Annotated in this window: 21 protein-coding genes and 2 riboswitches; of the genes, 9 read left to right on the top strand and 12 right to left on the bottom strand. The window is 67.6% G+C overall.

From position 1 onward, the window contains the following. Positions 1 to 92 precede the first annotated feature (92 nt). Positions 93 to 2,558 carry an OpgC domain-containing protein gene (opgC, locus tag AC3ANU_RS03790; RefSeq protein WP_488315482.1) on the bottom strand — a complete coding sequence of 822 codons (2,466 nt, stop codon included), beginning with the start codon at positions 2,556 to 2,558 and terminating at the stop codon, positions 93 to 95. Positions 2,559 to 2,783: 225 nt separating this feature from the next. Then, a riboswitch (SAM riboswitch) is annotated at positions 2,784 to 2,899 on the top strand. 13 nt (positions 2,900 to 2,912) lie between these two features. Here opgC and AC3ANU_RS03785 point away from each other — a divergent pair. From AC3ANU_RS03785 to AC3ANU_RS03775, 3 genes are read left to right on the top strand one after another with little or no spacing between them, the layout of a single operon-like run. Beyond that, positions 2,913 to 3,188, top strand: coding sequence for a DUF1737 domain-containing protein (locus AC3ANU_RS03785; RefSeq protein ID WP_018769988.1), 276 nt, complete (start codon positions 2,913 to 2,915; stop codon positions 3,186 to 3,188). Then, complete coding sequence (locus AC3ANU_RS03780; protein WP_018769987.1) at positions 3,185 to 3,595, top strand: rhodanese-like domain-containing protein; 411 nt, start codon at positions 3,185 to 3,187, stop codon at positions 3,593 to 3,595. The genes AC3ANU_RS03785 and AC3ANU_RS03780 overlap by 4 nt, the downstream gene beginning before the upstream one ends. Next, on the top strand, positions 3,596 to 4,804 hold the full coding sequence (locus tag AC3ANU_RS03775) for an O-succinylhomoserine sulfhydrylase (protein WP_056391915.1): 1,209 nt from the start codon (positions 3,596 to 3,598) through the stop codon (positions 4,802 to 4,804). It abuts the gene before it with no gap. 136 nt (positions 4,805 to 4,940) lie between these two features. Here the strand turns inward: AC3ANU_RS03775 and AC3ANU_RS03770 are convergent, their stop codons facing one another. The 5 genes from AC3ANU_RS03770 to AC3ANU_RS03750 all read right to left on the bottom strand — a co-directional run bounded on the left by AC3ANU_RS03770 (position 4,941) and on the right by AC3ANU_RS03750 (position 10,845). Further along, on the bottom strand, positions 4,941 to 6,167 hold the full coding sequence (locus tag AC3ANU_RS03770) for a glutamate--cysteine ligase 2 (protein WP_056391918.1): 1,227 nt from the start codon (positions 6,165 to 6,167) through the stop codon (positions 4,941 to 4,943). 66 nt (positions 6,168 to 6,233) lie between these two features. Continuing rightward, the gene (locus AC3ANU_RS03765; protein ID WP_018769984.1) at positions 6,234 to 7,757 is read right to left on the bottom strand and encodes a UDP-N-acetylglucosamine 1-carboxyvinyltransferase; all 1,524 of its coding nucleotides are present in this window, start codon (positions 7,755 to 7,757) and stop codon (positions 6,234 to 6,236) included. 117 nt (positions 7,758 to 7,874) lie between these two features. After that, positions 7,875 to 8,675, bottom strand: coding sequence for an energy-coupling factor transporter transmembrane component T family protein (locus AC3ANU_RS03760; protein WP_018769983.1), 801 nt, complete (start codon positions 8,673 to 8,675; stop codon positions 7,875 to 7,877). Beyond that, positions 8,672 to 10,222 carry an ABC transporter ATP-binding protein gene (locus AC3ANU_RS03755; protein ID WP_488315481.1) on the bottom strand — a complete coding sequence of 517 codons (1,551 nt, stop codon included), beginning with the start codon at positions 10,220 to 10,222 and terminating at the stop codon, positions 8,672 to 8,674. Before AC3ANU_RS03755 ends, AC3ANU_RS03760 begins: the two co-directional genes overlap by 4 nt. Beyond that, positions 10,222 to 10,845 carry an ECF transporter S component gene (locus AC3ANU_RS03750; protein ID WP_478222756.1) on the bottom strand — a complete coding sequence of 208 codons (624 nt, stop codon included), beginning with the start codon at positions 10,843 to 10,845 and terminating at the stop codon, positions 10,222 to 10,224. The genes AC3ANU_RS03755 and AC3ANU_RS03750 overlap by 1 nt, the downstream gene beginning before the upstream one ends. Positions 10,846 to 10,911: 66 nt before the next feature. Next, positions 10,912 to 11,052: riboswitch (TPP riboswitch) on the bottom strand. A gap of 85 nt (positions 11,053 to 11,137) precedes the next feature. Between AC3ANU_RS03750 and AC3ANU_RS03745 the strand changes: the two genes are divergently transcribed. The 4 genes from AC3ANU_RS03745 to AC3ANU_RS03730 all read left to right on the top strand — a co-directional run bounded on the left by AC3ANU_RS03745 (position 11,138) and on the right by AC3ANU_RS03730 (position 13,547). Continuing rightward, positions 11,138 to 11,680 (top strand): heme-degrading domain-containing protein, encoded by a 543-nt coding sequence (locus AC3ANU_RS03745; protein ID WP_488315480.1) that lies wholly within the window; start codon positions 11,138 to 11,140, stop codon positions 11,678 to 11,680. Between the two features lie 160 nt (positions 11,681 to 11,840). After that, a complete protein-coding gene (locus tag AC3ANU_RS03740) occupies positions 11,841 to 12,893 on the top strand; it encodes an iron-containing redox enzyme family protein (RefSeq protein WP_056391925.1) in 1,053 nt (350 codons plus the stop codon). Between the two features lie 55 nt (positions 12,894 to 12,948). Further along, a complete protein-coding gene (locus tag AC3ANU_RS03735) occupies positions 12,949 to 13,164 on the top strand; it encodes a CDGSH iron-sulfur domain-containing protein (RefSeq protein WP_056391927.1) in 216 nt (71 codons plus the stop codon). Positions 13,165 to 13,283: 119 nt separating this feature from the next. Next, positions 13,284 to 13,547, top strand: coding sequence for a DUF4235 domain-containing protein (locus AC3ANU_RS03730; RefSeq protein ID WP_018769977.1), 264 nt, complete (start codon positions 13,284 to 13,286; stop codon positions 13,545 to 13,547). Between the two features lie 9 nt (positions 13,548 to 13,556). Here the strand turns inward: AC3ANU_RS03730 and mnhG are convergent, their stop codons facing one another. Genes mnhG through AC3ANU_RS03700 form a run of 6 tightly spaced genes read right to left on the bottom strand, consistent with a single transcriptional unit; the run spans position 13,557 to position 20,048 of the window. Then, the gene (gene mnhG, locus AC3ANU_RS03725; protein ID WP_018769976.1) at positions 13,557 to 13,961 is read right to left on the bottom strand and encodes a monovalent cation/H(+) antiporter subunit G; all 405 of its coding nucleotides are present in this window, start codon (positions 13,959 to 13,961) and stop codon (positions 13,557 to 13,559) included. Next, on the bottom strand, positions 13,951 to 14,229 hold the full coding sequence (locus AC3ANU_RS03720) for an MrpF/PhaF family protein (protein ID WP_488315479.1): 279 nt from the start codon (positions 14,227 to 14,229) through the stop codon (positions 13,951 to 13,953). The genes mnhG and AC3ANU_RS03720 overlap by 11 nt, the downstream gene beginning before the upstream one ends. Further along, positions 14,226 to 14,771, bottom strand: a complete 546-nt coding sequence (locus AC3ANU_RS03715) for a Na+/H+ antiporter subunit E (protein ID WP_018769974.1) — start codon at positions 14,769 to 14,771, stop codon at positions 14,226 to 14,228. The genes AC3ANU_RS03720 and AC3ANU_RS03715 overlap by 4 nt, the downstream gene beginning before the upstream one ends. Next, entirely contained in the window at positions 14,768 to 16,369 is a 1,602-nt protein-coding gene (locus AC3ANU_RS03710) for a Na+/H+ antiporter subunit D (RefSeq protein ID WP_018769973.1), read from the bottom strand. Before AC3ANU_RS03710 ends, AC3ANU_RS03715 begins: the two co-directional genes overlap by 4 nt. Then, on the bottom strand, positions 16,366 to 16,971 hold the full coding sequence (locus AC3ANU_RS03705) for a Na(+)/H(+) antiporter subunit C (protein WP_018769972.1): 606 nt from the start codon (positions 16,969 to 16,971) through the stop codon (positions 16,366 to 16,368). Before AC3ANU_RS03705 ends, AC3ANU_RS03710 begins: the two co-directional genes overlap by 4 nt. After that, positions 16,968 to 20,048 (bottom strand): Na+/H+ antiporter subunit A, encoded by a 3,081-nt coding sequence (locus AC3ANU_RS03700; RefSeq protein ID WP_488315478.1) that lies wholly within the window; start codon positions 20,046 to 20,048, stop codon positions 16,968 to 16,970. The genes AC3ANU_RS03705 and AC3ANU_RS03700 overlap by 4 nt, the downstream gene beginning before the upstream one ends. 38 nt (positions 20,049 to 20,086) lie before the next feature. Here AC3ANU_RS03700 and AC3ANU_RS03695 point away from each other — a divergent pair, with 38 nt between their 5' ends. Both AC3ANU_RS03695 and AC3ANU_RS03690 read left to right on the top strand, forming a co-directional pair. Further along, on the top strand, positions 20,087 to 21,646 hold the full coding sequence (locus AC3ANU_RS03695) for an MFS transporter (RefSeq protein ID WP_488315477.1): 1,560 nt from the start codon (positions 20,087 to 20,089) through the stop codon (positions 21,644 to 21,646). Between the two features lie 64 nt (positions 21,647 to 21,710). Then, positions 21,711 to 22,193, top strand: a complete 483-nt coding sequence (locus AC3ANU_RS03690; protein ID WP_018769969.1) for a cation:proton antiporter regulatory subunit — start codon at positions 21,711 to 21,713, stop codon at positions 22,191 to 22,193. Positions 22,194 to 22,195: the final 2 nt, after the last annotated feature.

The following is a 22,195-nucleotide window of genomic DNA, read 5'->3' as shown; positions in this document are numbered from 1 at the left end:
CCCCCGGATTCGTAAGAGGCCACCGGGCAGCCGGGTGGTACATGATCAAATGCTGTGGCGCGCCCGTGCCGCAGCATTTTTCATGCCCCGGGCTAGGTAGGGATGATCCGGAAGAGGAACCTGGTGCGGACCATCACCCAGAGCAGCCCCAGGACCACGGCGTAGGCCACGGTGTTGAGGAAGATGCTTTGCTGCTGCAGGGCCGGGATGTTGGCCACGACGGCGATCAGCACCACGTGCATGATGAAGACGTACAGCGTGGCCCGGCCCAGCGGGACCAGGAACCAGCCCAGGGCCCGGTCCACCGGTTTCCAGTAGGCACTGAGGAATGCGTACGCAGCCACCACCAGGACCAGGACGTTGAGCAGCCGGCCCGGGGCCAGGTATGTCCGGCCGAAGAAGGCGTCATACATTGCCCGGTAGGACGCATCCGGCAGAAGCGCCAGTCGGACGTCATAGGCGTTGGCCAGGTAGGGGTTGCCCCAGGACAGGAAGGCCAAAGCGAATGCTGCCGTGGTGCAGGCAACCACCACCCACGTGTGGCGCGACAGCCACGCTGTGATGCTGCGCCGATGGTAGCCCGCAACCAGCCCAAGCACGAAAAGCACCTGCCACACCAGCAGCGGGAAGGAGTCCTCGAACTGCGAGGGCAGGATCCGGAACCTGGTCATGGCACCTGCCGCATACACGGCAACCGACACCGCCCCGACCCAGATGGCCTTCCCGCGGTTCAGCGCCGCGAGGATCAGCGGGCTGACCAGCAACAGCACCACATAGAGCCCCATGACATTGAACTGCCAGGGACCGAACTGCAGCAGCACGATGGCCGGAAGCACCTGGGGCGGGACGGGGAACTGGAACAGCGATGCCATGCCCGAATAGAGGTCGTAGGTCCGGCCGGCCCCGTTGTGCCCGGCGCCACCGGTCCCCTGGTCCACGAACGTGGTCAGGGCCTCGGTGTGGAAGAACGGGAGCAGGGACAGAAGGAAGACGCCGATCAGCACGGCCAGCGCCGTCAGGTAGAGCTTGCCGGCGCGGCGGGTCGTGAGGTCGACCACCTGCCCGAAGTCCTCCCTGGCCTTGGGCCCGTACACCATGCCCACCACCAGTCCGGAGAACAGGACGAACAGTTCCGCACCCGACACGAAGCCCACGGCCTCCTGGGTGAGCAGCTGGAACAGCGATGCCATGCCCAGGTGGTTCACCACCACAAAGACGATGGCCATCCCGCGCAGCAGATCGATGCGCGAGTCCCTGGCGGAGGGATCCTGGTAGCCCCAGGCCGTGGCTGCGTTGATCCGGCGGGGTATCTGCCACAGGGCCACCAGGAGGATGGCCATGGCGGCGGCAACAGTCCAGGCGGCAGCCCCGGAGAGCGTGTTGGCCCGGACGTAGGTGCTCCCGGATGCCACGTCGGTGACCGGCCCGGTGACCATTGGCGATGCCTTCAGCCTGTCCAGGGCCGCTTTGGCGATGCCCGGCTGTCCCGTGAGCAGCCAGCTGATGCTTGCCACGCCGGTATCCCTGGTGCTGGTGCGCTCGTCCCAGACAACGGCGGCAGTCCGGGCAAAAGCGGGGGAAGTGGCAGTTCCCACCACCTGGTCCCACCAGCCTGCCTTGATGTCCGTTTCCTGCGCGCCGCCGGACGCGGGGCTGTAGAAAGCAGAGGTCTGGAGGAGGAACGGCTTGTTGCGCCCCTCGGAATAGGTGCCGTAGAAGTTTTCGCCGCCGGAGGATGTCAGCATGTCCTGGAGCTCGCCGGCCCTCGGCTCGGAGTTGACGGCGGGGCCGCCGGCCGTGTCGTCGTGATAGGCGGCCAGCCCCACCCAGTCCACTGCGTCGTCACCCGGGTAGTACGGGGCGTAGGCGCTGTCGCTTGAGTTCCAGGCCCCGTCGCCGTTCGTGTCCAGGAGGGAAAAGCCTTCGGTTCCGGGCTGCGGGGCATCCCGGTTGCGGTCAAAGGGGTAGTCCTTGCCCAGGTAAGGCGCCCACACCAAGGTGGCCCGGCCGCCGTCGTACTTCTTGAACGCTGCCGCCACAGCCCTGAAGGCCTGCCGGTACGCGGCGGGCTGCTGGCCCCAGGCCACCCAGCTTGCATTCATGTCCGGGGCGAACCGGATCAGCAACTGCCCCTTGAACCCGGACGTAAGGTCGCGCACCTGCGCTGCGAATGCTTCCGCTTCCGCGGTGCCGAGCTGGTCCAGGGGCACTGACGGCTTCACCGTGAGCAGGGCGTGGGCGCCTAGGGACGCGGCCTGCTGAAGGAAGCCGTCAAGGTCGTTCCGTTCCGAATCGCGGTAGGGGATGGTGATGTCGTGGCCGAAGACGGCCGGACTGGCACCAAGCCGGCCGCTGAAACCTGCGGCGGTGTCCTCGCCCCACTCGAGCACCGCGCCCAGCCAGGGCTTTCCCTTCTCCGGCGCAACGTCCGCCGCATGCGCCGGCGCAGCCGCCAGCAGGGCCAGGAGGCTGACGAGGGCCGCGGCCAGGAACGCCCCGATGGACGGCCGGAGGGTCCCCCGGATGGCGGCCTGGTGGCGCGATGTGTTTGCCCGCATGCTGACAGGACCCCCGGTGCTCATTGCTGTGACGACGGGGCGGCGCCCCGGTAAGAACTTTATCGGCCCCGCGGCCCCGGGCGGCACGTGGCGGGCCGCCCACCTGCGGCGATGTCCGCCGTCGCGCTTTCCTTCAACCCCGCGCCTCCCTTCAGCGCTGCTCAATTACGGAACATGACGACGGCGGCGGTGCGGCTTGGCGCGGCAGATGTTACGTTTTTGGGGAGTAATGAGTACCGGTGTGAAGCCCTGACTGGCCGGTCGGCAACCCTCCCTTTCGCGGCGGGGTGCCTCAGGTGAATACTCGGCATATCGACCGATTCGAGCTGCAAGCGTGAAAGAAGGAGATCCGTCGTGTCTGACGCACCTGCCCCTGACGAAAAATTGTCCTACCGCCTGATCACCGGCCCGGATGACCGTTCATTCTGCGAGCGGATCTCCACGGCCCTGGCCGACGGCTATGTGCTGCACGGCAGCCCGGCAGCCACCTTCAACGGCACCAGCGTGATCGTGGCGCAGGCAGTGGTCCTTCCGGCGGCAATCGCCTCGGCCGATGCCGCGGTTGCCACCGCAGTGGATGAACTGGACGCCGAATTTGAAGGCGAGTTCGACGGCGAGGGCCACGCATGAGCTACGCGGGAGACCTCACGCCCCAGGAAGCATGGGAGAAGCTGGAACAGGGCGCCATCCTGGTGGACGTCCGCACCGAGGGCGAATGGGCCCACATCGGCATTCCGGACACCAAGGCCACGGACAACGACCCCCTCTTCATCCAGTGGACCTTCCCCGGCGGCATCCCCAACCCCGACTTCATCAACGACCTCAGCCAGCAGGCGCCCGAGGACCGTTCAACCGAACTGGTGTTCCTGTGCCGCTCCGGCCAGCGGTCCATCGCGGCAGCCATCGCGGCCACCCGGGCCGGCTTCACCTCCTACAACGTGCTGGAGGGCTTTGAAGGCGAGCCGGACCGCTATGGCGAACGCACCGTCAACGGCTGGAAAAACCGCGGCCTTCCCACCAACCTCGGAAAGAACTAAGTGACCTTCAACCAAGACGCCCCCGGCTGGAACCCCGACACCCAGGCTGTCCGTGGCGGGCTGGACCGCACCAACTTCCAGGAAACGTCCGAGGCCATTTTCCTGAACTCCGGCTTCGTCTACGAATCCGCGGCAGCAGCTGAACGCGCCTTCACCGGCGAGGACGAACGCTTTGTCTACTCCCGCTACGGCAACCCGTCCGTGGCCACCTTCCAGGAGCGGCTCCGGCTGCTGGAAGGCACCGAAGCCTGCTTCGCGACGGCGTCGGGCATGTCCGCGGTGTTCACCGCGCTTGGTGCCCTGCTGGCTGCCGGCGACCGGGTGGTGGCCGCCCGGTCGCTGTTCGGTTCGTGCTTCGTGATTTTGAACGAGATCCTTCCCCGGTGGGGCGTGGAGACCGTCTTCGTGGACGGGCCGGACCTGGACCAGTGGCGCGAGGCCCTCTCCAAGCCCACCACCGCCGTCTTCTTCGAATCCCCGTCCAACCCGATGCAGGAGATCGTGGACATCGCCGCGGTCAGCGAACTTGCGCATGCCGCCGGCGCCAAGGTGGTGGCGGACAACGTCTTCGCCACTCCCCTGCTGCAGCGCTGCGGTGACCTGGGCGCCGACGTCATCGTCTACTCCGGCACCAAGCACATCGACGGCCAGGGCAGGGTCATGGGCGGCGCCATCCTGGGCACCAAGGAGTTCATCGACGGTCCCGTGAAACAGCTCATGCGCCACACCGGGCCCGCACTCTCGGCGTTCAACGCCTGGGTCCTGACCAAGGGCCTGGAGACCATGAGCCTGCGCGTGAACCATTCCTCCGCCACGGCGCTCCGGCTCGCAGAGTGGCTGGAAGAACAGCCCGCCGTGAGCTGGGTGAAGTACCCGCTGCTCAAGTCCCACCCGCAGTACGACCTGGCGGCACGGCAGATGAGCGCCGGCGGTACGGTCCTTACGCTTGAGCTGGCTCCCTCCGGCGGGCGCTCCGGCAAGGAAGCGGCCTTCGCACTGCTGGACGGGCTGCGCATCATCGACATCTCCAACAACCTTGGTGATTCGAAGTCCCTGATCACGCACCCCGCCACCACCACGCACCGCGCCATGGGGCCGGAAGGGCGCGCCGCCATTGGGCTCAGTGACGGCGTGGTGCGGCTCTCGGTGGGGCTCGAGGACCCGGAGGACCTCCTCCGCGACCTGGAACAGGCCCTCAAGCAGATCTAGCCGCGCGGGAAGCCGTAGTTCCTCTGGGTCCGGGCGACGCGCTTCCTCACTCTCGATGCGCAGATTCCCTGGCGCGCACCAAATATGGGCCGCGAGGAGGAATCTGCGCGTCGGGAATGGATATGCGCGTCGAAGGTCAGCTCTGGCGGACCCGCAGCAGTTCGGGCGTGCCCTCCACGTCAGCAAGGTCCAGGGCATCCCGCATGGTCACGTTGACGGCCTGCCGCACCACGGCGCCGAACCCCATGTCCTCCGGGGGCGGTCCCGCCAGCGCCTTGTCCCGGGCGCGGCGCTGTTCGGCGGCTCCCGTTCCGCGGGCGATGATGTCCTCCACCCCCTGCCGTGCCAGTGCCAGCTCCCCCTGTTCGGACAGGACGGGAGCCAGGTAATCCACCAGGGACCGGACCACGTCCGCGGCCGGTGCGGGCCGGAAATTCCCAAAATCCAGGAGTTCACCGCTCAGCCCGGCGCTGCTGGCCTGCCACGAGGCCATCCGGAGGAGGACGGTGGGAACCGGCGCAGGATCCACGTCGGCCTGCCATTCCCTGCTGGCGGATTCCACCAGCGCCCGAACCAGCACGGCAATGAGCGCTGCATCCTCGGCACGAAGGCAGACGTCCGCCACGCGAACCTCGACGGTGGGGTGGTTGCGGGACAGCCGGGCGTCGAAGTACAGCATGCCCTCATCGAGCATGACGCCGCTTTCCAGCAGCCGCGTCACCACGCGCCGGTAGGCAGGGTACGTCCCGTAAATACCGGCCGGGCCCGCCGTGGGCCACCGGTTCCAGGCCTGGGTGCGGTAGCTTTCAAACCCGGTTGGAACGCCGTTCCAGAAGGGCGAATTGGCGCTCAGGGCCGTCAGCACTGCCAGCTTGTCGCGGATCCGGTCCAGGACCGCCACGCCCTCTTCGGGCGATTCGATGAACGTGTGCACATGGAAGCCGCAGGTCAGCTGCTCCTGGGCGGTGAGGCCGAAGCGCTCCAGCATTTTGGCGTACCGGGGGTCGGGCGTCGTGTGGGTGGTGGAGGCCAAGGGCGAGGTGGCGAGGGCCGCCACCCTGGCGCCATGCTTCCTGGCGGCCTGGTCCGCCAGGGCGCGGCCCGCGCGGATCTGTTCGAGCAGGCTCCCGTATTCGAGGCACGGACGGGTCTGGGTCTCGATCTGCTCAAGCTTCAGCTCGGCACTCAAGCCCATCTCGTCGTCGTAATCCGCCTGTTTTCCGGAGTGGTGGACCTCCGGGTCCACGGGAAGATCGTCAGCCGCAACGCGGTGGCCGGCCAGGAGGGCGTCGGCCAGGGCAAGGGGTTCCCCGGACTCCGGATCAACGATCAGGAGTTCCTCCTCTACGCCAAAAGTACGCATACGAACATTCTGCGATACTTGTCCGGCATTCGAGGGCCCCCGGCGATTCATGACGAACCGTGAATGCTAGTCCTGGAAGTACTCCACCTTGGCGCCAATGGTGTTCAGGCGTTCCGCCAAGTCCTCGTAGCCACGCTCGATCACGTAGATGTTCCGCAGTTCGGACACGCCCCGGGCGGCGAGCATGGCCAGCAGCAGGCAGGCGGCCGGACGAAGCGCCGGCGGGCAGCCCACCTCGGCGGCGCGCCACTTGGTGGGCCCGTTGACGTAGATCCGGTGCGGATCCAGCAGCTGCACCTGCGCCCCAAGCCTGTTCAGCTCTGTCAGGTAAATGGCCCGGTTCTCGTAGACCCAGTCGTGGATCATGGTCTGGCCATCGGCGTTCGCGGCAATGACGGCAAAGAACGGCAGGTTGTCGATGTTCAGCCCGGGGAACGGCATCGGATGGATCTTGTCCTCCGGGGCATGCAGCTCGGAGGGCTTGGTGGTGACGTCCACCAGCCGGGTGCGGCCGTTGCGGGCCATGTACTCGCCGGAAATTTCCAGCTTCTGCCCCATCTGGCCCAAGGTGGCCAACTCGATTTCCATGAACTCGATGGGCACCCGCCGCACCGTGACCTCGGAATTGGTGACGATGCCGGCCGTGATGAGGCTCATCGCCTCGATGGGATCCTCGGAGGGGAAGTACTCGATCTCCGCGTCAATGTCGGCCCGGCCCGTGATCTTCAGGGTGGTGGTGCCCACGCCCTCGATGGTGACGCCCAGCATCTGCAGGTAGAAGCACAGGTCCTGCACCATGTAATTGGGGCTGGCGTTGCGGATCACGGTGGTTCCCGGCCGGTGCGCCGCGGCCATGATGGCGTTCTCGGTGACGGTGTCCCCGCGTTCGGTGAGGACGAAGGAGCGGTCCTGCGCGTCCGCCGGCGGAGCCTGGACCGTGTAGAAACCGGCCGTGGCTTCCACGGCAAGGCCAAACTGGCGCAACGCCTGCATGTGCGGTTCCACGGTGCGGGTGCCGAGGTCGCAGCCGCCGGCGTAGGGCAGCCGGTACTCCCGCGACTCATCCAGAAGGGGACCCAGCAGCATGATGACGCTGCGGGTCCTGCGCGCCGCGTCAACGTCCATGGCTTCCAGGTCCAGGACGGCGGGGCGGCGAAGACGCAGGTCAGTGTCGTTAAGCCAGGTGCACTCGACGCCGATGCTGGTCAGCACTTCGACGATGCGGTTGACTTCCTCGATCCGTGCCAGCCGGCGGAGCACGGTGGTGCCACGGTTGATCAGGCTGGCGCACAGCAGGGCGACGCCGGCGTTCTTGCTGCTGTTGACATCCACGGCACCGGAGAGGGTACGGCCGCCCTCCACCCGCAGGTGCGTCATCTGCGGCTTGCCGACGTTGACGATGCTGCGGTCGAAGATCTTCTCCAGCCTCTGGATCATCTTCAGGCTCAGGTTCTGCTTGCCCTGCTCCATCCGGGCAACGGCGCTCTGGCTGGTGCCGAGCTCGGCGGCCAACTGGCCCTGGGTCCAGCCCTTCTCGCTCCGGGCATCCCTCAACATGGCGGCAACGTGCTCAGCGGTCTCCTGCGTCATATCCGCAAATATATCATAGATGAGTTACGCGGGCCCTGATCGGCCACTGGTATGGGGCATCGGGAAAGCCTCTACCCACTGCATGCGATAGGAATCACCTGGGCCGGACCGCCAACATCAACTGCCCAGCCACACCATGTTCCAGGTCCCGGCGGCCAGGGCAGCAAATAGCGCGAGGCCGGCCACCAGGACACCGCCGGCCACCACCCCAAGGTCCAGCGCGCTGAACGTGGATTCCCGGGCCCAGGTCCGGTTGCCGCCGCCGAAACCGCGGGCTTCCATGGTCACAGCAAGCCGGGACGCGCGGCGGATGGCCTGTACCAGCAGCCCGAAACTCTGGCCCAGCGTGGCCTTCACCCGCTGGGCCACGCTGCCGCGCGAACCCACGCCGCGCGCACGCCGGGCCATCCCGATGGTCTGCCATTCTTCAGCCATGAGCCCCACCAGGCGCATCGCGGCGAGCGTTCCCAGGACAAAGCGGTGCGGCAGGCGCGCCTTCTGCGCCAGCGCGTCGGCAAGGTCCGTGGGATCGGTGCAGCTCATCAGGAGCACGGCCGGAAGGGCGATCGCAAAGCCGCGCAGGAGGAAGCCGATGCCCAGCTGCAGGGAACCTTCGCTCATGGACCAGATCCCGGCGTCGAGCAGGATCCGGCCGCTGTCCGGGGCCAGGATGGAGGTGCTCCAGCCACCCACGGCAGCGGCAAGGATCAGCGGCCAGCCGCGCTGCCACAGCAGGGACAGGGTGAGCCCGGCCAGGGGAAAGAGCAGAAGCTCAAAGACCAGGGCCACGGACGCCGAAACCCAGTCGATGGACAGCGCCAGGACGGCGGTGATCAGCAGGACGGCAGCGAACTTGCTTAGTGGATTGGCGCGGACCAGGAGGGCATGGTTGCCGCCCAGGGTGAGTTGCTGCCTCATGGCGCCACCGCTTCCGCCGCGGCCATCAACAGTTCGGCCCCGCCCAAGGCCTGGGTGAATTCGGCGTCATGGGTCACGGACACCACGGCAGTGCCGGCATCCAGGAGCTCGGACAGGAAGGACGCCAGCTCGGCCCATGTGTTGGCGTCCTGCCCGAACGTGGGTTCATCCAGGACCAGGACCTGCGGGCTGGCGGCAAGGACGGTGGCCACGGACAGCCGCCGCTTCTCGCCACCGGAGAGCGTGTAGGGGTTGGCGTCCACCAGCGCGGTGAGCCGCAGCCGCTCCAGCAGTTCGTCCACCCGATCCCCGCCGTGGCCCAGGTGCCGGGGGCCGAACAGCAGTTCGTCAAGCACCTTGCCGGTCACGAACTGGTGCTCCGGCTCCTGGAACACCGTCCCCACTCGGGAAATCAGCTGATCCGCCTTCCACCGGTACGGGTCAATGCCGGCACCGCGGCTCAGGTCCATGGTGGCGGAGACCTTTCCGGACACCGGTTCCAGCAGCCCTGCCAGGGTCAGGGCGAAAGTGGACTTACCGGCGCCGTTGGGACCCGTCACGGCGAGCGCCTGCCCGGCGCGCACCTGCGCGGCCAGGCCTTCCTGGACCGGTGACGGCGGAATCTTCCTTAAGCCCTTGCGTCGGGGACGTTCGCGGGCGACTCCCAACTGTTCGGCCGCGAGCAGGAGGTTTCCCGTGCCGGGGGCCGGGACCACCGCCCGGGCACGGGTTGCCGGGACGTAGCCGGGGACCCACACACCGGCGGCGGCCAGCATGGCCCGCGCCTCCGTGAGCACCCGGTCCGGCGGCCCGTCCAGGAGTACGGCAGGATCCGCGGCGGAGCCCGGCTGCAGGACCACGATCCGGTCCACCAGGTCCTTCCACACGGACACCCGGTGCTCCACCACCACGAGCGTGGCCCCGGTCTTGTCCAGGCACCGCGCCACGGCATCGCGGACCTCCAACACGCCGTCCGGGTCCAGGTTGGCGGTTGGCTCATCCAGGAGGATCAGACCCGGGCGCATGGCCAGGATGCCGGCCAGCGCCAGGCGCTGCTTTTGCCCGCCGGACAGGGCCGACGTCGGGTGGTCCAGCGGCAGGTGGGACAGTCCGACGTCGGCAAGCGCCTCGTGCACGCGCGCCCAGATTGCTTCCCGTGGGACGGCAAGGTTTTCGGCACCGAAGGCGACGTCGTCCCCCACCCGCGACAGGACCACCTGCGTCTCGGGGTCCTGCTGCATAAGTCCGGCGCGCCCGCGCTGGGCGCGGGGCACGGCGCCGTCAACCAGCAGCGAACCCGACTCGTCGGCGTCCCCCGCCTCGCCGCCGTCGTCGTTAATGTCCCCCAGCACCCCTGCGAGCGCATGCAGGAGCGTGGACTTCCCGGCACCCGAGGGGCCGAGCAGGAGCACCCGCTCCCCCGGGCTGATGTCCAGGTCAAGCGCATGGACGGCAGGCTTGGCCCTGCCGGCATGCCGCCACCCCCAGCCCCGGGCTGTGACGGCGGCAGGGCGGACGGTGCCGCCGTCACGCTGGGCTGGTGCCATCAGGAGAAGACAGGCTCCGTGGCGGCCTTGCGCGAAGCGAAGGAGCTCAGCACGCCCGTACGCGCCAGGCCGCGGGTGGCCAGCCAGGACAGGGCGCCGGCGAGAATGGCGCCGGAGAGGGTGGTCAGCACGATGTACGCCAGCTTGTCCGCACCGGAGTAGGCGATGTTCCAGCCCCACGGTGCGAACGAGTCATTCAGTCCGCAGAAGAATCCAGCCGCGGCGCCTGCCAGCAGGGAGACGGGAAGGTTGAACTTGCGGTAGACGAAGATGGCGAAGATGATTTCCGCGCCGAGGCCCTGGATGAAGCCGGAGAAGAGGACCGAGGCACCGTACTGGGAACCCATGAGGAGTTCCCCGGTGGCGGCCACGGTTTCACAGAACAGGGCGGCCCCGGGCTTGCGGATGATGAGCATTCCCAGCACGCCGGGAATCATCCAGCCGCCCGCCAGCAGCCCGGTCAGGGGCGGGTAGGCGGCATTCATGGGGGCAGAAAGCGCGGCTGCTCCCTGGTCCCACGCCCAGAAAATGACGCCGCCCGCGATGGCCACCAGCGCGGCGACCACGATGTCCACGACGCGCCAGGACTTACTGGCGGTCTTCTTGATTGCTGCAGTACTCATGTGATCCTCCTGGGAAACAGGAGGGGAAAGTGGACCCGGCTGACGGCTGTTGCCGTGCAGCCGCGGCACTTTGAGAACTCGACTCCCTTGCGCCGGTACTAACCGGATCAGGTTCGAGGGTCTGCGGCTGTCCGCACTCTCAGCGCCCACCTGCGGTGCCCGGCTTGTGCCAGGATGTCCGACGGCGGCGCTCCCCTGTCGTTATTAGTGGTGCTTTTGGATGGGTAAGGCTTTTTGAACTGCCCTTCCGGGCGTGGTCAAGTTTACACCTGGCGGGGGTAGATTGAGGGCCATGAGCGCCATTCCACCGGATGTGACCGGATTCGATCCCGATTCCGCCGACGCCCAGCTGGAGGGGTCGCTGGAAGCGTCGATTGCCCGCGTCGAGGCGGAGGTCCGGGAGCTCCAGTTCCCCGGCTTTTCGCTGGATGACGCGTTGAACCTGGGCCTGCTCCTGGTGGAGCTGGGCAAGGAGCGGTCCCTTCCCATCGCCATCGACATCACCAAGGGCGAGCAGGTCCTGTTCCACGTCGCGCTCCCGGGCGCCACGCCGGACAACGGGCACTGGATCCGCGCCAAGCAGCGCACTGCCGCCCGGTACGAGGTGCCGTCACTTTTGGTGGGGCTGCGGGGCCGGCTGGGCGGCGGCCGGATCGAGGACAACGCCTGGTTCGACCAATCCCGGTATGCAGCCCATGGCGGCGCCTTTCCGATCTACGTCACCGGCGTGGGCGCCGTGGCCACGGTGACCGTCTCCGGGTTGCCGCAGCTGCAGGACCATGACCTGGTGGTTGAGGCGCTGCGCGACATCCTGGGGTCGTCGCTGCGGGATTAGGCGCCGGTTGACCTGCCGCCAACAGGAAGCCTGCTTAGCTTTTATTAGTAATCATGCTTACTATATTGGTTCCCGGGTTTCGAGGAGGACAGGGCATGGGAGTCACCATGGGCGGTCCCGCGTTCGTTCCCGTCACCAGCGCGGCAGACCAAGGAGCACCATGAGAATCCCGGAATCCAGAGGCCCCCTCAGCAACGCCCTGTTCGCACTCCTTGCGCAGGCTCCGGCCGAAGCCGGGACGGGGCTGGACGGGCTGTACCACCTCGCGGCACGGCAGGTGGCCGGCACTAATGACATCATCGGCGACGAGGACATCCAGCTGGCCCTCTTCTGCCTCTACGAGCTCCACTATTCCGGCCTGGCCGGCGTCTCCGACAACTGGGAGTGGGAGCCGGCGTTAATCCGGGTCCGGCAGCTGGTCGAGGCACCGTTTGAGGCAGCCCTCCGTGCTGCCGCGCACCAGGCCGCCGCAGACTTCGAACTGCCTGCCGGTGCCCTGACCAGCGACCAGGTCGCCGACGTCCTGTTCGGCCTCGCAGCCACGGACACCGGGCCCAGCGTCTCCCGCTACGTCGCCAGGAGGGCGGGCCTGGACCAGCTCCGGGAGTTCCTGATCCACAAGTCGATGTACCAGCTGAAGGAAGCCGACCCGCATACATGGGCCATTCCGCGGCTCAGCGGACGGCCCAAGGCGGCCCTGGTGGAAATCCAGGCGGATGAATACGGCGGCGGCCGCCCCGAGCGCATGCACAGCGCGCTGTTCGCCCGGACCATGCGCGGTTTGGGCCTCGACGTCAGCTACGGCGCGTACGTGGATGCCGTCCCCGCCGTCTCCCTCGCGTCCGTCAACCTCATGTCGCTGTGCGGCCTGAACCGGCGGCTCCGGGGTGCCATCACCGGCCACCTGGCGATCTACGAGATGACCTCCTCCCAGCCCAACCGGTTCTACGGCAACGGATTCCGCCGGCACGGTTTCGGCGCGGACATCACCCACTACTTCGATGAGCATGTGGAGGCCGACGCCGTCCACGAGCAGATCGCAGGCCGGGACCTCGCCGGCGGCCTCGTCGAAGCCGAGCCGGAACTCCTCGCGGACGTCCTGTTTGGGGCCACTGCCGCCATGGCCCTCGACGGCCGGCTGTCCGCCCATCTGATGTCCTCATGGGAAGCCGGGGCATCATCGCTGCGGGCGGCCGTACCGGCGGCAGCATGACTACGACGAAAGCGGTGCAGGCATGAAACCCGGACAGCATGGAACAGGATCGGACATGGACCACGAATCCGCCGCGGGCTCCATCGTGGTCTGCCCGGACGGGCCCCTGATCGTCAGGGGTGATTTCGAGATCGTCACCCCATCCGGGGACGCGGTGCCCCGCGACCGCAGGACAGTTGCGTTGTGCCGCTGCGGCGCCTCGGCCATCAAGCCCTACTGCGACGGCACGCACAAGATGATCAAGTTCCGCACCGAGCCGCCCGCGAAGTAGTCCAACAAGCCATTCAGTCCAACAACCTGCCTGCAGCACGCCACGGCCTTGCCCGGACCGGCACGGGCGTACGGCTAGGCTGGAGGCAGTCCGTTTTCCGCCCGCAAGGAGTAATAGGAATGAACCTTTTCATCAAGCTGCTCGGAACCGGGGTGAGCCTCGGCGCAGGCCTGGCCGGCACCAAGCTGGTCAACACCATCTGGGAGAAGACCACCGGGCAGAAAGCCCCCACCGGCAAGAACGAGGATGTCCCCACCAGCCTGCGTTCGGCGTTGACCTTCGCGCTGATCTCGGCGTCGGTCAGCGCCATCATCCAGGTCCTGGCCAACCGCGGCACCCAGCGCGCCATCACCCGCTTCGCCAAGTCGCAGGACATCGTCTAGCTCCCGGCATTACCCGCCGCCGTCGGGGCTGTCTTTCCGGGCAGCCTCGGCGGCGGCTTTTTGCACCACGGCCTCCAGCTCGTCGGCCGTGAGCAGCTCCCGGTGCAGGTGCTTGGTGCGGTACCCCGCGCGGCCCACCATGTGCGCGGACACCGGTACGGTGAGCAGCTGGAAGATCCAGGCAACCACCAGGACAGGCCATACCCACCATGTCCGCATCTGCAGTCCAATAGCCGCCAGCAGCAGGAACAGGCCCAGGACCTGCGGTTTGGTGGCCGCGTGCATGCGGCTCAGCAGGTCGGGGAAGCGGAGCAGGCCGATGGCGGCGCCCAGGGACATGAGCGCCCCCACCACCATGAATACTGCCGAGACGGCGTCGATCCAGCCGTCGGGACCGGACAAGTCAGGATTCATCGGGCTTCACCCTTCGGTCCGCCACAAAACGGGCCACGGTGACGGACCCGATGAAGCCGATGATGGAAATGGCCACCACCAGCATGAGGTTGTTCAGGTGCCGGTTCACGGCCATGTCGATGCACAGGCCTCCGGCCAGGATGGCCAGGAGGACGTCGGCCGCCAGCACCCGGTCCAGCAATGACGGGCCGCGGGCGATCCGCATGATGGCACCGGCCGCAGCAAGCGAGAAGATGACGGCTGTAACAGCCAGGACAACATGCATCACGTGGCGGCCTCCATTCGGACGGCTTCGAGTTCCTCCGGGCTGCCCATGATGCGGATCAGGCCGGCCTCGATGGACCGGACTTCGTTCCGCAGGCCCTCCACGTCCTGCTTGGAGGCGATGTTGAGCGCGTGCAGGTAGAGGGTGGATGTGGAGCGGTCCACCTCGACCACCAGGGACCCCGGGATCAGGGAGATCACGTGGCCGGTGGCGGTGACGATCAGGTCCTGGTGGCTGCGCAGCCTCACCGCAACGACGGCGTTGGTCACCTTGGGGCCGCGGACCGTGGCCAGGTACAGCACCTGGGCGCTGGCCACCACCACTTTGCCCACGAAGGCAAGCGCGAAGGGAACCGCGTAAAGGATGTTGAACCGGCCGCTGAGCTCCACCGGCGGAAGGTAGAACAACCGGGCCACGCCCACTGCCAGCAGGGCACCGAAGAGGAGGTTCCCGGGGCTGAAGTCCTGCCACAGGGCGCCCCAGACAATCACCAGCCAGACCAGGAGAGGCAGTTCCTGGCGCAGGGAGATGCGTTTGCGGCTCATCGCATACCTCCCACGGCAGGCGTGGCGGGAACCGGGACATCAGGGCCCAGGACTGACTGGATGTACGGGGTCCGGTCCAGCATGTCCCGCGCTGCCCGGTCCGAGAGCCCGAACAGCGGCCCGGCAAAGACGGTCAGGGCAACGCCCAGCGCCACCAGGCCCAGGGTGGGGCCCACCATGGTGCGCGGCAGGAGGGTCACGGTGTTCAGCTTGGCGCCCGGTCCCGACACCCGGGCCGGGCTGGCAAGGAGCACCGGATCCGGATGCTCAGCGTCGGTGGGCCTGCGCCAGAACGCGCGGTTCCAGACCCTGGCAACGGCCAGCAGGGTCAGGAGGCTCGTCACCACCCCGCCGATCACCAGGGCGTAGGCCAGTGGCGTGCCCAGCTCAACGCCGGCCTGCATCAGGCCCACCTTGCCGAGGAACCCCGAGAAGGGCGGGATGCCAGCGAGGTTCATGGCCGGAACGAAGAACAGCATCGCCAGCATGGGCGACAGTTTGGCCAGGCCGGCCAGCCGGTCCACGGAGGAACTCCCGCCCCGCCGTTCGATCAGGCCGGTGACCAGGAAGAGGCTGGTCTGGATGGTGATGTGGTGGGCCACGTAGAAAACCGCTGCGGCCAGCCCGGCAACGGAGGACATGGCCAGGCCGAACACCATGTACCCGATGTGGCTGACCAGGGTGAACGACAGGAGCCGCTTGATGTCGCTTTGGGCCAGGGCACCAAGGATGCCCACCACCATGGTCAGCAGCGCCGCCACCATCAGGGGGGTGTTGAGGGTGTCCCCGGGGAACAGCAGGGTCTCGGTCCGGACCATCGCGTACACACCCACCTTGGTGAGCAGCCCGGCGAACACGGCGGTGACGGGGGCCGGCGCCGTGGGGTAGGAGTCAGGGAGCCAGAAGGACAGGGGGAAGACGGCGGCCTTGATGCCGAAGGCCACCAGCAGCATGACGTGCAGAAGGGTCCTGGTGCCCTGGTCCAGGTCCCCGAGCTTGATGGCCAGATCCGCCATGTTCACCGTTCCGGTGGCGCCGTAGACCATGGCTATGGAGATCAGGAACAGCACCGAGGACACCACGGACACCACCACGTAGGTGACGCCGGCGCGGATGCGCGGCCCGGTGCCGCCCAGCGTCATCAGGACGTAGCTTGCCGTGAGCAGGATCTCGAAGCCCACGTATAGGTTGAAAAGGTCCCCGGACAGGAACGCGTTGGACACCCCCGCCACCAGGATCAGGTAGGTGGGGTGGAAGATCGAGACCGGGGCGTCCTGGTCGCCGTCGGCCATGCCCTGCCCGGTGGCATACACCAGCACGGCCAGGCTCACGGCGGAGGACACCACCAGCATCAGGGACGAGAACTGGTCCACCACCATCACGATGCCCCACGGCGGCAGCCAGCCGCCGATGGCCACGGCAGCGGTCCCGCCGTTCCACGCCGATGCCAGCAGGAGGCATTCGAGCGCCAGCGTCAGCGAGAGCAGGGCGATGCTCACCGCGCGCTGGGCCCGGGTATGCCGGATCAGCAGGAAGGTCAGGGCAGCGCCCAGGATGGGAAGTACGACGGCGAGCGGGGCAAAGCTTGCGATGTTCACTTTCCGCCTCCTTCCGGGCCGGAGTCGACGTTGAGTGAGCCGGGCTTTTCCTCCGCGGCAGCGTGTTCGGCGGGCATCTCCCGGCCGCCGGCCACAAGCGTGGCCACCGGCTGGTCCGTTTGCAGATCTGCGTTGTTGTTGGACGCTGCATGGTTTGAGACGTCCCGGCCGTCCGATCCCAGCATGGTGAGCGGGAACTCGGAGGTTTCCGCCGGAACTTCGGCGTCGTCCTCCGCGTCGAAGCTGGGGGTCGCCGCCACGCGGCGGTCTTCCAGGTCGTCCTGGATGTCGTCCTGGCGCGCCAGCAGCCAGGTGCGGTAGATGATGCCGAGCATGAACGCCGTGACGGCGAAGGAGATGACGATCGAGGTCAGGATCAGGGCCTGCGGGAGCGGGTCGCTGTAGTCCTGTGCCGGGGTGTCCTTGGCGAACAGCGGCGCCAGTCCTGCATAGCCCCCGGTGGCCAGGATCAGCAGGTTGGTGGCGTTGGCCAGGAGCATCAGCCCCAGCAGCACCCGGGTGAGGCTGCGTTCCAGGATGAGGTAGATGCCGCAGGCATACAGGGCGCCCATGACGATCAGCAGGGTCAGGTTGACGCTCATGCGTGGCCCTTTGCGGTGGTCTCGGCGGGGACGGTGTCGGGCTCCAGCGGGGGTTCCAGGTCCCGTTCAGCCTCCAGTTCCGGCTGCCCGGGACGGTCGATGTCCGGCTCGTCCTGGTGTGGGGCGGCCGCCGATCGTTCCTCCATGTGCTCGTCAATTTCGGCCCCGAGGCTGCGCAGCACGTCAAGCACCAGCCCCACCACCACGATGTACACCCCGATATCGAAGATCGTGGAGGTGACGAATTTGATGTCCCCGAAGACGGGCAGCCACACCTGGATGATGGCGGACTGGAACACCTGGCCGCCCAGCAGCAGGGGCACCACGCCGGACACGGCGGCCAGGGCCAGGCCGGTGCCCAGCAGCGCGCCGGCGCTCAGTGGCGCCGCCTCCCGCAGTTCGAAGCGTCCGCCTGCCAGGTAGCGGATGGTCAGCGCCAGGCCGGCGGTGAGGCCGCCGGCGAAACCGCCGCCCGGCAGGTTGTGGCCGGCCAGCAGCAGGTAGAGCGAGAAGATGATCATCGAGTGGAAGAGCAGCCGGGTGACCACTTCGAAGATGATGGAGCGCCGTTCGGGGGCCAGGGTGCGGCCCGCGACGATCCAGGGATCCCGGGCTGCGGCTGCGAACCTGCGGCTGATGGCCAGTGCCGCGCCGTCGCGGGAGCCGGGATCCACGCCGTGGGACCGTCCCACCGTGCCCTCGGCAACGGATGCGGACCGCTGCAGCCGGTCGCCGCGCCCGCGTACGAAGATCAGGCTGGCGACGCCGGTGGCGGCAAGCGCAAGGACGCTGATCTCGCCGAAGGTGTCCCAGGCGCGGATGTCCACCAGGGTCACGTTGACCACGTTCAGGCCGCCGCCGCCCTCGTAGGCAAGCTGCGGGAACTGCAGTGATACGGGCAGGGCGGTCCGGGCGCCCATGGCGAAAATGGCCGCGAACACCATGGTGGCGCCGAAACCCAAACCGATGATGACGCGCACCACCCGGTATTTGCCGCCGGTGCGGTCCCGCAGTTCCGGCGGGAGGCTGCGCATGGCAAGGACGAACGCCACCAGGATGATGGTCTCCACCAGCATCTGGGTCAGCGCCAGGTCCGGAGCGCCCTGCAGGGCGAACACCAGGGCGATGCCGTACCCGGTCACGGAGACCATCAGCACAGCGAGGAAGCGTTTGTTCGCCTTGACGGCGGCCAGGGCGCCGATCACGATGCCCACCCCGGCCACAAGCTGCAGCGGGGAGTTGGGATCCACCAGGTAGACGTTCTGCGGCAGGGGGTTGCCGCCCAGGAGGATGGCCGTGAGCGGCAGGACGAACGCCACGCTGAGGATCACGGCAAGGTAGAAGTACAGTGAGCCGCGCTGGGTCCGGCCGGTGATCCAGACGGCCACGTCGTCCAGGGCGCCGATGGTCAGCTGGTAGGCACGGTCGCCGTCCACCCAGGCCGGGACCAGGGACTGGACGCGGGCCACCGCGTTGCGGCCAAGATACATGGCCGCGCCAAGCACGAAGGTGACGGCCGTCAGCCCAAGCGCCGGGGTCAGTCCGTGCCACAGCGCAAGGTGGCCCGCCTGCGCGGCCGGAGTGCCGGCGTCGGGCGCTGTGGAAGCGAACAGCGCCGCGTACGGCTGGATCCAGGCCTCCACCGGCACGGGCCAGAGCCCGTACACGATGGTCAGGACGCTGAGGACGGCGGGGGCGGCGAGGAAGGAGGGCCGGATGGCTTTGAAGGGGATGGGGTCCACGCCGGGTTTGACCGCGAAGGCACCCCACATGAAGCGGGCGCTGTAGGCGAACGTGAGGATTGACCCCACCACCAGCCCAGCCAGGACCACCGTGCCCCACGGTCCGGAGTGCGGGTCCGCGGCGTGGTGCACGAACGCCTCCAGCACGGATTCCTTGGCGACGAAGCCGGCCAGCAGCGGAACGCCCGCCATGGACGCGGCACCGATGCCGGCCACGATGCCCAGCGCACGGGAGGAACGGAAGACCCCTGACAGCTTGCGCACGTCGCGGGTTCCGGACTGGTGATCGATGATGCCCACCACCAGGAAGAGCGTGGCCTTGAAGAGGCCGTGGGCCAGCAGCATGGCAAGGCCCGCCAGCGCGGCGTCGGGCGTTCCCAGGCCCACCGTCATGGTGAGGAAGCCCAGCTGGCTGACGGTGCCGTACGCGAGGATCAGCTTGATGTCGGTCTGCCGCAGTGCCCGGTAGCCGCCCACCAGCATGGTGGCCAGGCCCAGGCCCAGGACCACGGGCTGCCAGTACGCCGTCGCGGAGAATCCCGGAGCGAGGCGCGCCACCAGGTAGATGCCGGCCTTCACCATGGCGGCGGCATGCAGGTAGGCGCTGACGGGGGTGGGCGCGGCCATGGCGCCGGGGAGCCAGAAGTGGAACGGGACCAGCGCGGACTTGGTGATGGCACCCACCAGGATGAGCACGACGGCGGCACCCACCACGGCGCCGGACGGTCCGGACGCCAGTGTGGAAGCCTGCTCCAGGATGCTGGAGATACGGTACGTGCCCGCGGTGTAGCCCAGCATGATCAGGCCCACCAGCATGGCCAGGCCGCCGGCAGTGGTGACCATCAGTGCCTGGAGGGCGGACCGGCGGGCGGCAAGCCTGGTCCGGGCGAAGCCGATCAGCAGGTAGGACAGGATGGTGGTCAGTTCCCAGAAGATGAACAGCAGCAGCAGGTCATCGGCGGTGACCAGCCCGAACATGGCACCGGCGAAGGCCAGCAGCTGGGCGCCGAACGGGCCGAGGTCCTGGTCTTTCCGTTTGAAGTACCGGGCGCAATAAACCAGCACCAGGGCGCCGACGCCAAGCACCAGCAGTGACATCACCCAAGCCAGTGCGTCCATGCGGAAGGCGAATTCCAGGTGGAGGCTGGGGATCCAGTCCAAGGCCTCGGTGACGGCCCCTGACCCTGAGTAGACGGGACCGTGCTGGAACACCAGCCAGCCGAAGGAAGCAGCCGGAACGGCAGCCAGCGCGTAAAAGGCGTTGCGGCCCCAGAGCCTGAAGAGGAAGGGCGCGAGGACAGCCACCGAAAAGTGCACGGCAAGGACTGTGATCACTGTATTCTCCGCAACGTCAGGAATTCGATTGTCAAAAGTTGGAGCAGGCGGCAAAAAGTAAGGTCCGGGAGGGCTCAGTTTATCAAGGCCCGTCGGGTGTCTTCCCCCGTCAGCGGCCCCGCCGCCGGCGGAACCCCGCCGTCAAAGGCCCGTGGTCCCAAGGGTGTTCGCCACCGGCGGATACGATGCATCGTATGAACAGCGCCAGCGCTCCGGGAGCAATGCAGCCTGCCTCGGAACTCGAAGCCGGAACCCGGAACTCCAGCAAGGGCCGCGTACTGGCCTGGGCTTCCTGGGACTGGGGCTCGGCGGCCTTCAACGCAGTGATGACCACCTTTGTCTTCACCGTCTACCTGACGTCCAACGCTTTCGGCGGCGAGGACAGTGCCTCGGCGGTCCTGGGCGCCGCACTTGCCGTTGCCGGGCTCGCCATCGCCCTGCTGGCGCCGGTCACGGGCCAGCGTTCGGACGCGGGGGGCCGGCGGAAGCTGTGGCTGGGAGTCAACTCGGCCGCCGTCGCCATCCTGACGGCCCTGTGCTTCTTCGTATTCCCCCGCCCGGAATTCCTGCTCCTCGGGGTATCGCTGATCGCCCTGGGCAACGTGTTCTTTGAATTTGCCGGCGTGAACTACAACGCCATGCTGGCCCAGGTCTCCACGCCGCAAAACATCGGAAAGGTCAGCGGCCTGGGTTGGGCAGCCGGCTATCTTGGCGGCATCGTGGCACTCCTGATCGTCCTGCAGCTGTTCGTCCAGCCGGCCTTTGACTGGTTCGGCGCGTCCACCCGGGACAGCCTCAACATCAGGCTGGTTGCCGTCTTCTCCGCCCTGTGGTTCTTCGTCTTCGCCCTCCCCGTCCTGTTTGCCGTCCCCGAACTGCCCCGGTCCGCCCAGGCGGGCCGCCTGGGCTTTTTTGCCAGCTACGGGCTGCTGTTCCGGCGCATCAAGGCGATCTATGCCACCAGCCCGCACACCATCTACTTCCTGCTGGCCAGTGCCGTGTTCCGTGACGGACTGGCCGCCGTCTTCACGTTTGGCGGCATCATCGCCGCCGGTACCTTCGGCTTTGCCCTTTCCCAGGTGATTTTCTTCGCCATTTTCGGAAACGTGGTGGCTGCCGTCGGGGCGGTCATTGGCGGATTCCTGGACGACAAGGTGGGCCCCAAAGCTGTCATCACCGGGTCCCTGGCGGGCCTCCTGGTCGCCGGGTCGGCGATCCTGGCCCTGGGCAACGGGGACTATGTCTTCTTCGGGATGCAGTGGGCCGGGACCACCACGTTCTGGGTATTCGGGCTCTTCCTCTGCCTGTTCGTCGGGCCTGCCCAGTCCTCCTCCCGCGCATACCTGGCCCGGCTCGCGCCGCACGGCGAATCCGGGGAGCTGTTCGGCCTTTACGCCACCACAGGCCGGGCCGTCAGCTTCCTGGCGCCGGCGCTGTTCACCCTCTGCATCACCGTGGCCACCCCCCTGGTGCCGGCCGGGCAGGCACAGCGGTGGGGGATCCTGGGCATCATGGTGGTCCTCCTGGCAGGGCTCCTGGTGCTGCTGCCGGTGAAGTCGCCGGCCAAGGCACCCATCGCCGTGGTCCCCGCCGCCTGAAAACACCTTCCGGGCAACGTTCCAGGCCCCGGCCAAGTGTTGCCAGGCAGACTAGGCTTGACCTATGAACGTGGACGAAACCAACCTTCCCGGCTTGGGCCGCCGGAAGGATTTCATGACCGCCTCCGGACGCCGCATCGGTGTCGTGGAGCGGCGGGAAGGCCAGACGGAACTCATCGTTTCCACCTGGGACGACCCCGACACCTGCCAGGCTTCCATTCCGCTCACCAGCGACGAAGCCGCCACCCTGGGCAACCTCCTCGGCGGCACGCACCTGGCAATGAAGCTCGCGGAAGAGCACAAGGACGTTCCCGGGATTGTCACCCGGCAGTTCTCCATCGCCGCGGACTCCCCGTTCCAGAACCAGCCCATGGGCAAGGCCTGCATCCGCACCCGCTGCGGCGTGTCGATCGTGGCCATCATGCGCGAGGGCGAAGTGCTGCCGTCGCCGGGTCCCGACGTCGTGCTGCACCCCGGCGACCTGCTGGTGGCTGTGGGTACCCAGGAAGGCCTCGACTCAGCGGCCGATATCCTGCGCCACGGCTAAGC

This window comes from Arthrobacter sp. SDR-2R (genome assembly GCF_057747955.1).
This window is presented reverse-complemented; position numbering and strand designations above follow the sequence as displayed.

Excerpts from the sequence above, each read along its gene's own strand:
- AC3ANU_RS03740 (WP_056391925.1), top strand. The coding sequence starts at position 11,841 with ATGAGAATCCCGGAATCCAGAGGCCCCCTCAGCAACGCCCTGTTCGCA.
- AC3ANU_RS03690 (WP_018769969.1), top strand. The coding sequence starts at position 21,711 with ATGAACGTGGACGAAACCAACCTTCCCGGCTTGGGCCGCCGGAAGGAT.
- AC3ANU_RS03735 (WP_056391927.1), top strand. The coding sequence starts at position 12,949 with ATGGACCACGAATCCGCCGCGGGCTCCATCGTGGTCTGCCCGGACGGG.
- AC3ANU_RS03760 (WP_018769983.1), bottom strand. The coding sequence starts at position 8,675 with ATGAGGCAGCAACTCACCCTGGGCGGCAACCATGCCCTCCTGGTCCGC.
- AC3ANU_RS03765 (WP_018769984.1), bottom strand. The coding sequence starts at position 7,757 with ATGACGCAGGAGACCGCTGAGCACGTTGCCGCCATGTTGAGGGATGCC.
- mnhG (WP_018769976.1), bottom strand. The coding sequence starts at position 13,961 with ATGAATCCTGACTTGTCCGGTCCCGACGGCTGGATCGACGCCGTCTCG.
- opgC (WP_488315482.1), bottom strand. The coding sequence starts at position 2,558 with ATGCGGGCAAACACATCGCGCCACCAGGCCGCCATCCGGGGGACCCTC.
- AC3ANU_RS03755 (WP_488315481.1), bottom strand. The coding sequence starts at position 10,222 with ATGGCACCAGCCCAGCGTGACGGCGGCACCGTCCGCCCTGCCGCCGTC.
- AC3ANU_RS03715 (WP_018769974.1), bottom strand. The coding sequence starts at position 14,771 with ATGAGCCGCAAACGCATCTCCCTGCGCCAGGAACTGCCTCTCCTGGTC.
- AC3ANU_RS03705 (WP_018769972.1), bottom strand. The coding sequence starts at position 16,971 with ATGAGCGTCAACCTGACCCTGCTGATCGTCATGGGCGCCCTGTATGCC.
- AC3ANU_RS03770 (WP_056391918.1), bottom strand. The coding sequence starts at position 6,167 with ATGCGTACTTTTGGCGTAGAGGAGGAACTCCTGATCGTTGATCCGGAG.
- AC3ANU_RS03730 (WP_018769977.1), top strand. The coding sequence starts at position 13,284 with ATGAACCTTTTCATCAAGCTGCTCGGAACCGGGGTGAGCCTCGGCGCA.
- AC3ANU_RS03745 (WP_488315480.1), top strand. The coding sequence starts at position 11,138 with ATGAGCGCCATTCCACCGGATGTGACCGGATTCGATCCCGATTCCGCC.
- AC3ANU_RS03750 (WP_478222756.1), bottom strand. The coding sequence starts at position 10,845 with ATGAGTACTGCAGCAATCAAGAAGACCGCCAGTAAGTCCTGGCGCGTC.
- AC3ANU_RS03780 (WP_018769987.1), top strand. The coding sequence starts at position 3,185 with ATGAGCTACGCGGGAGACCTCACGCCCCAGGAAGCATGGGAGAAGCTG.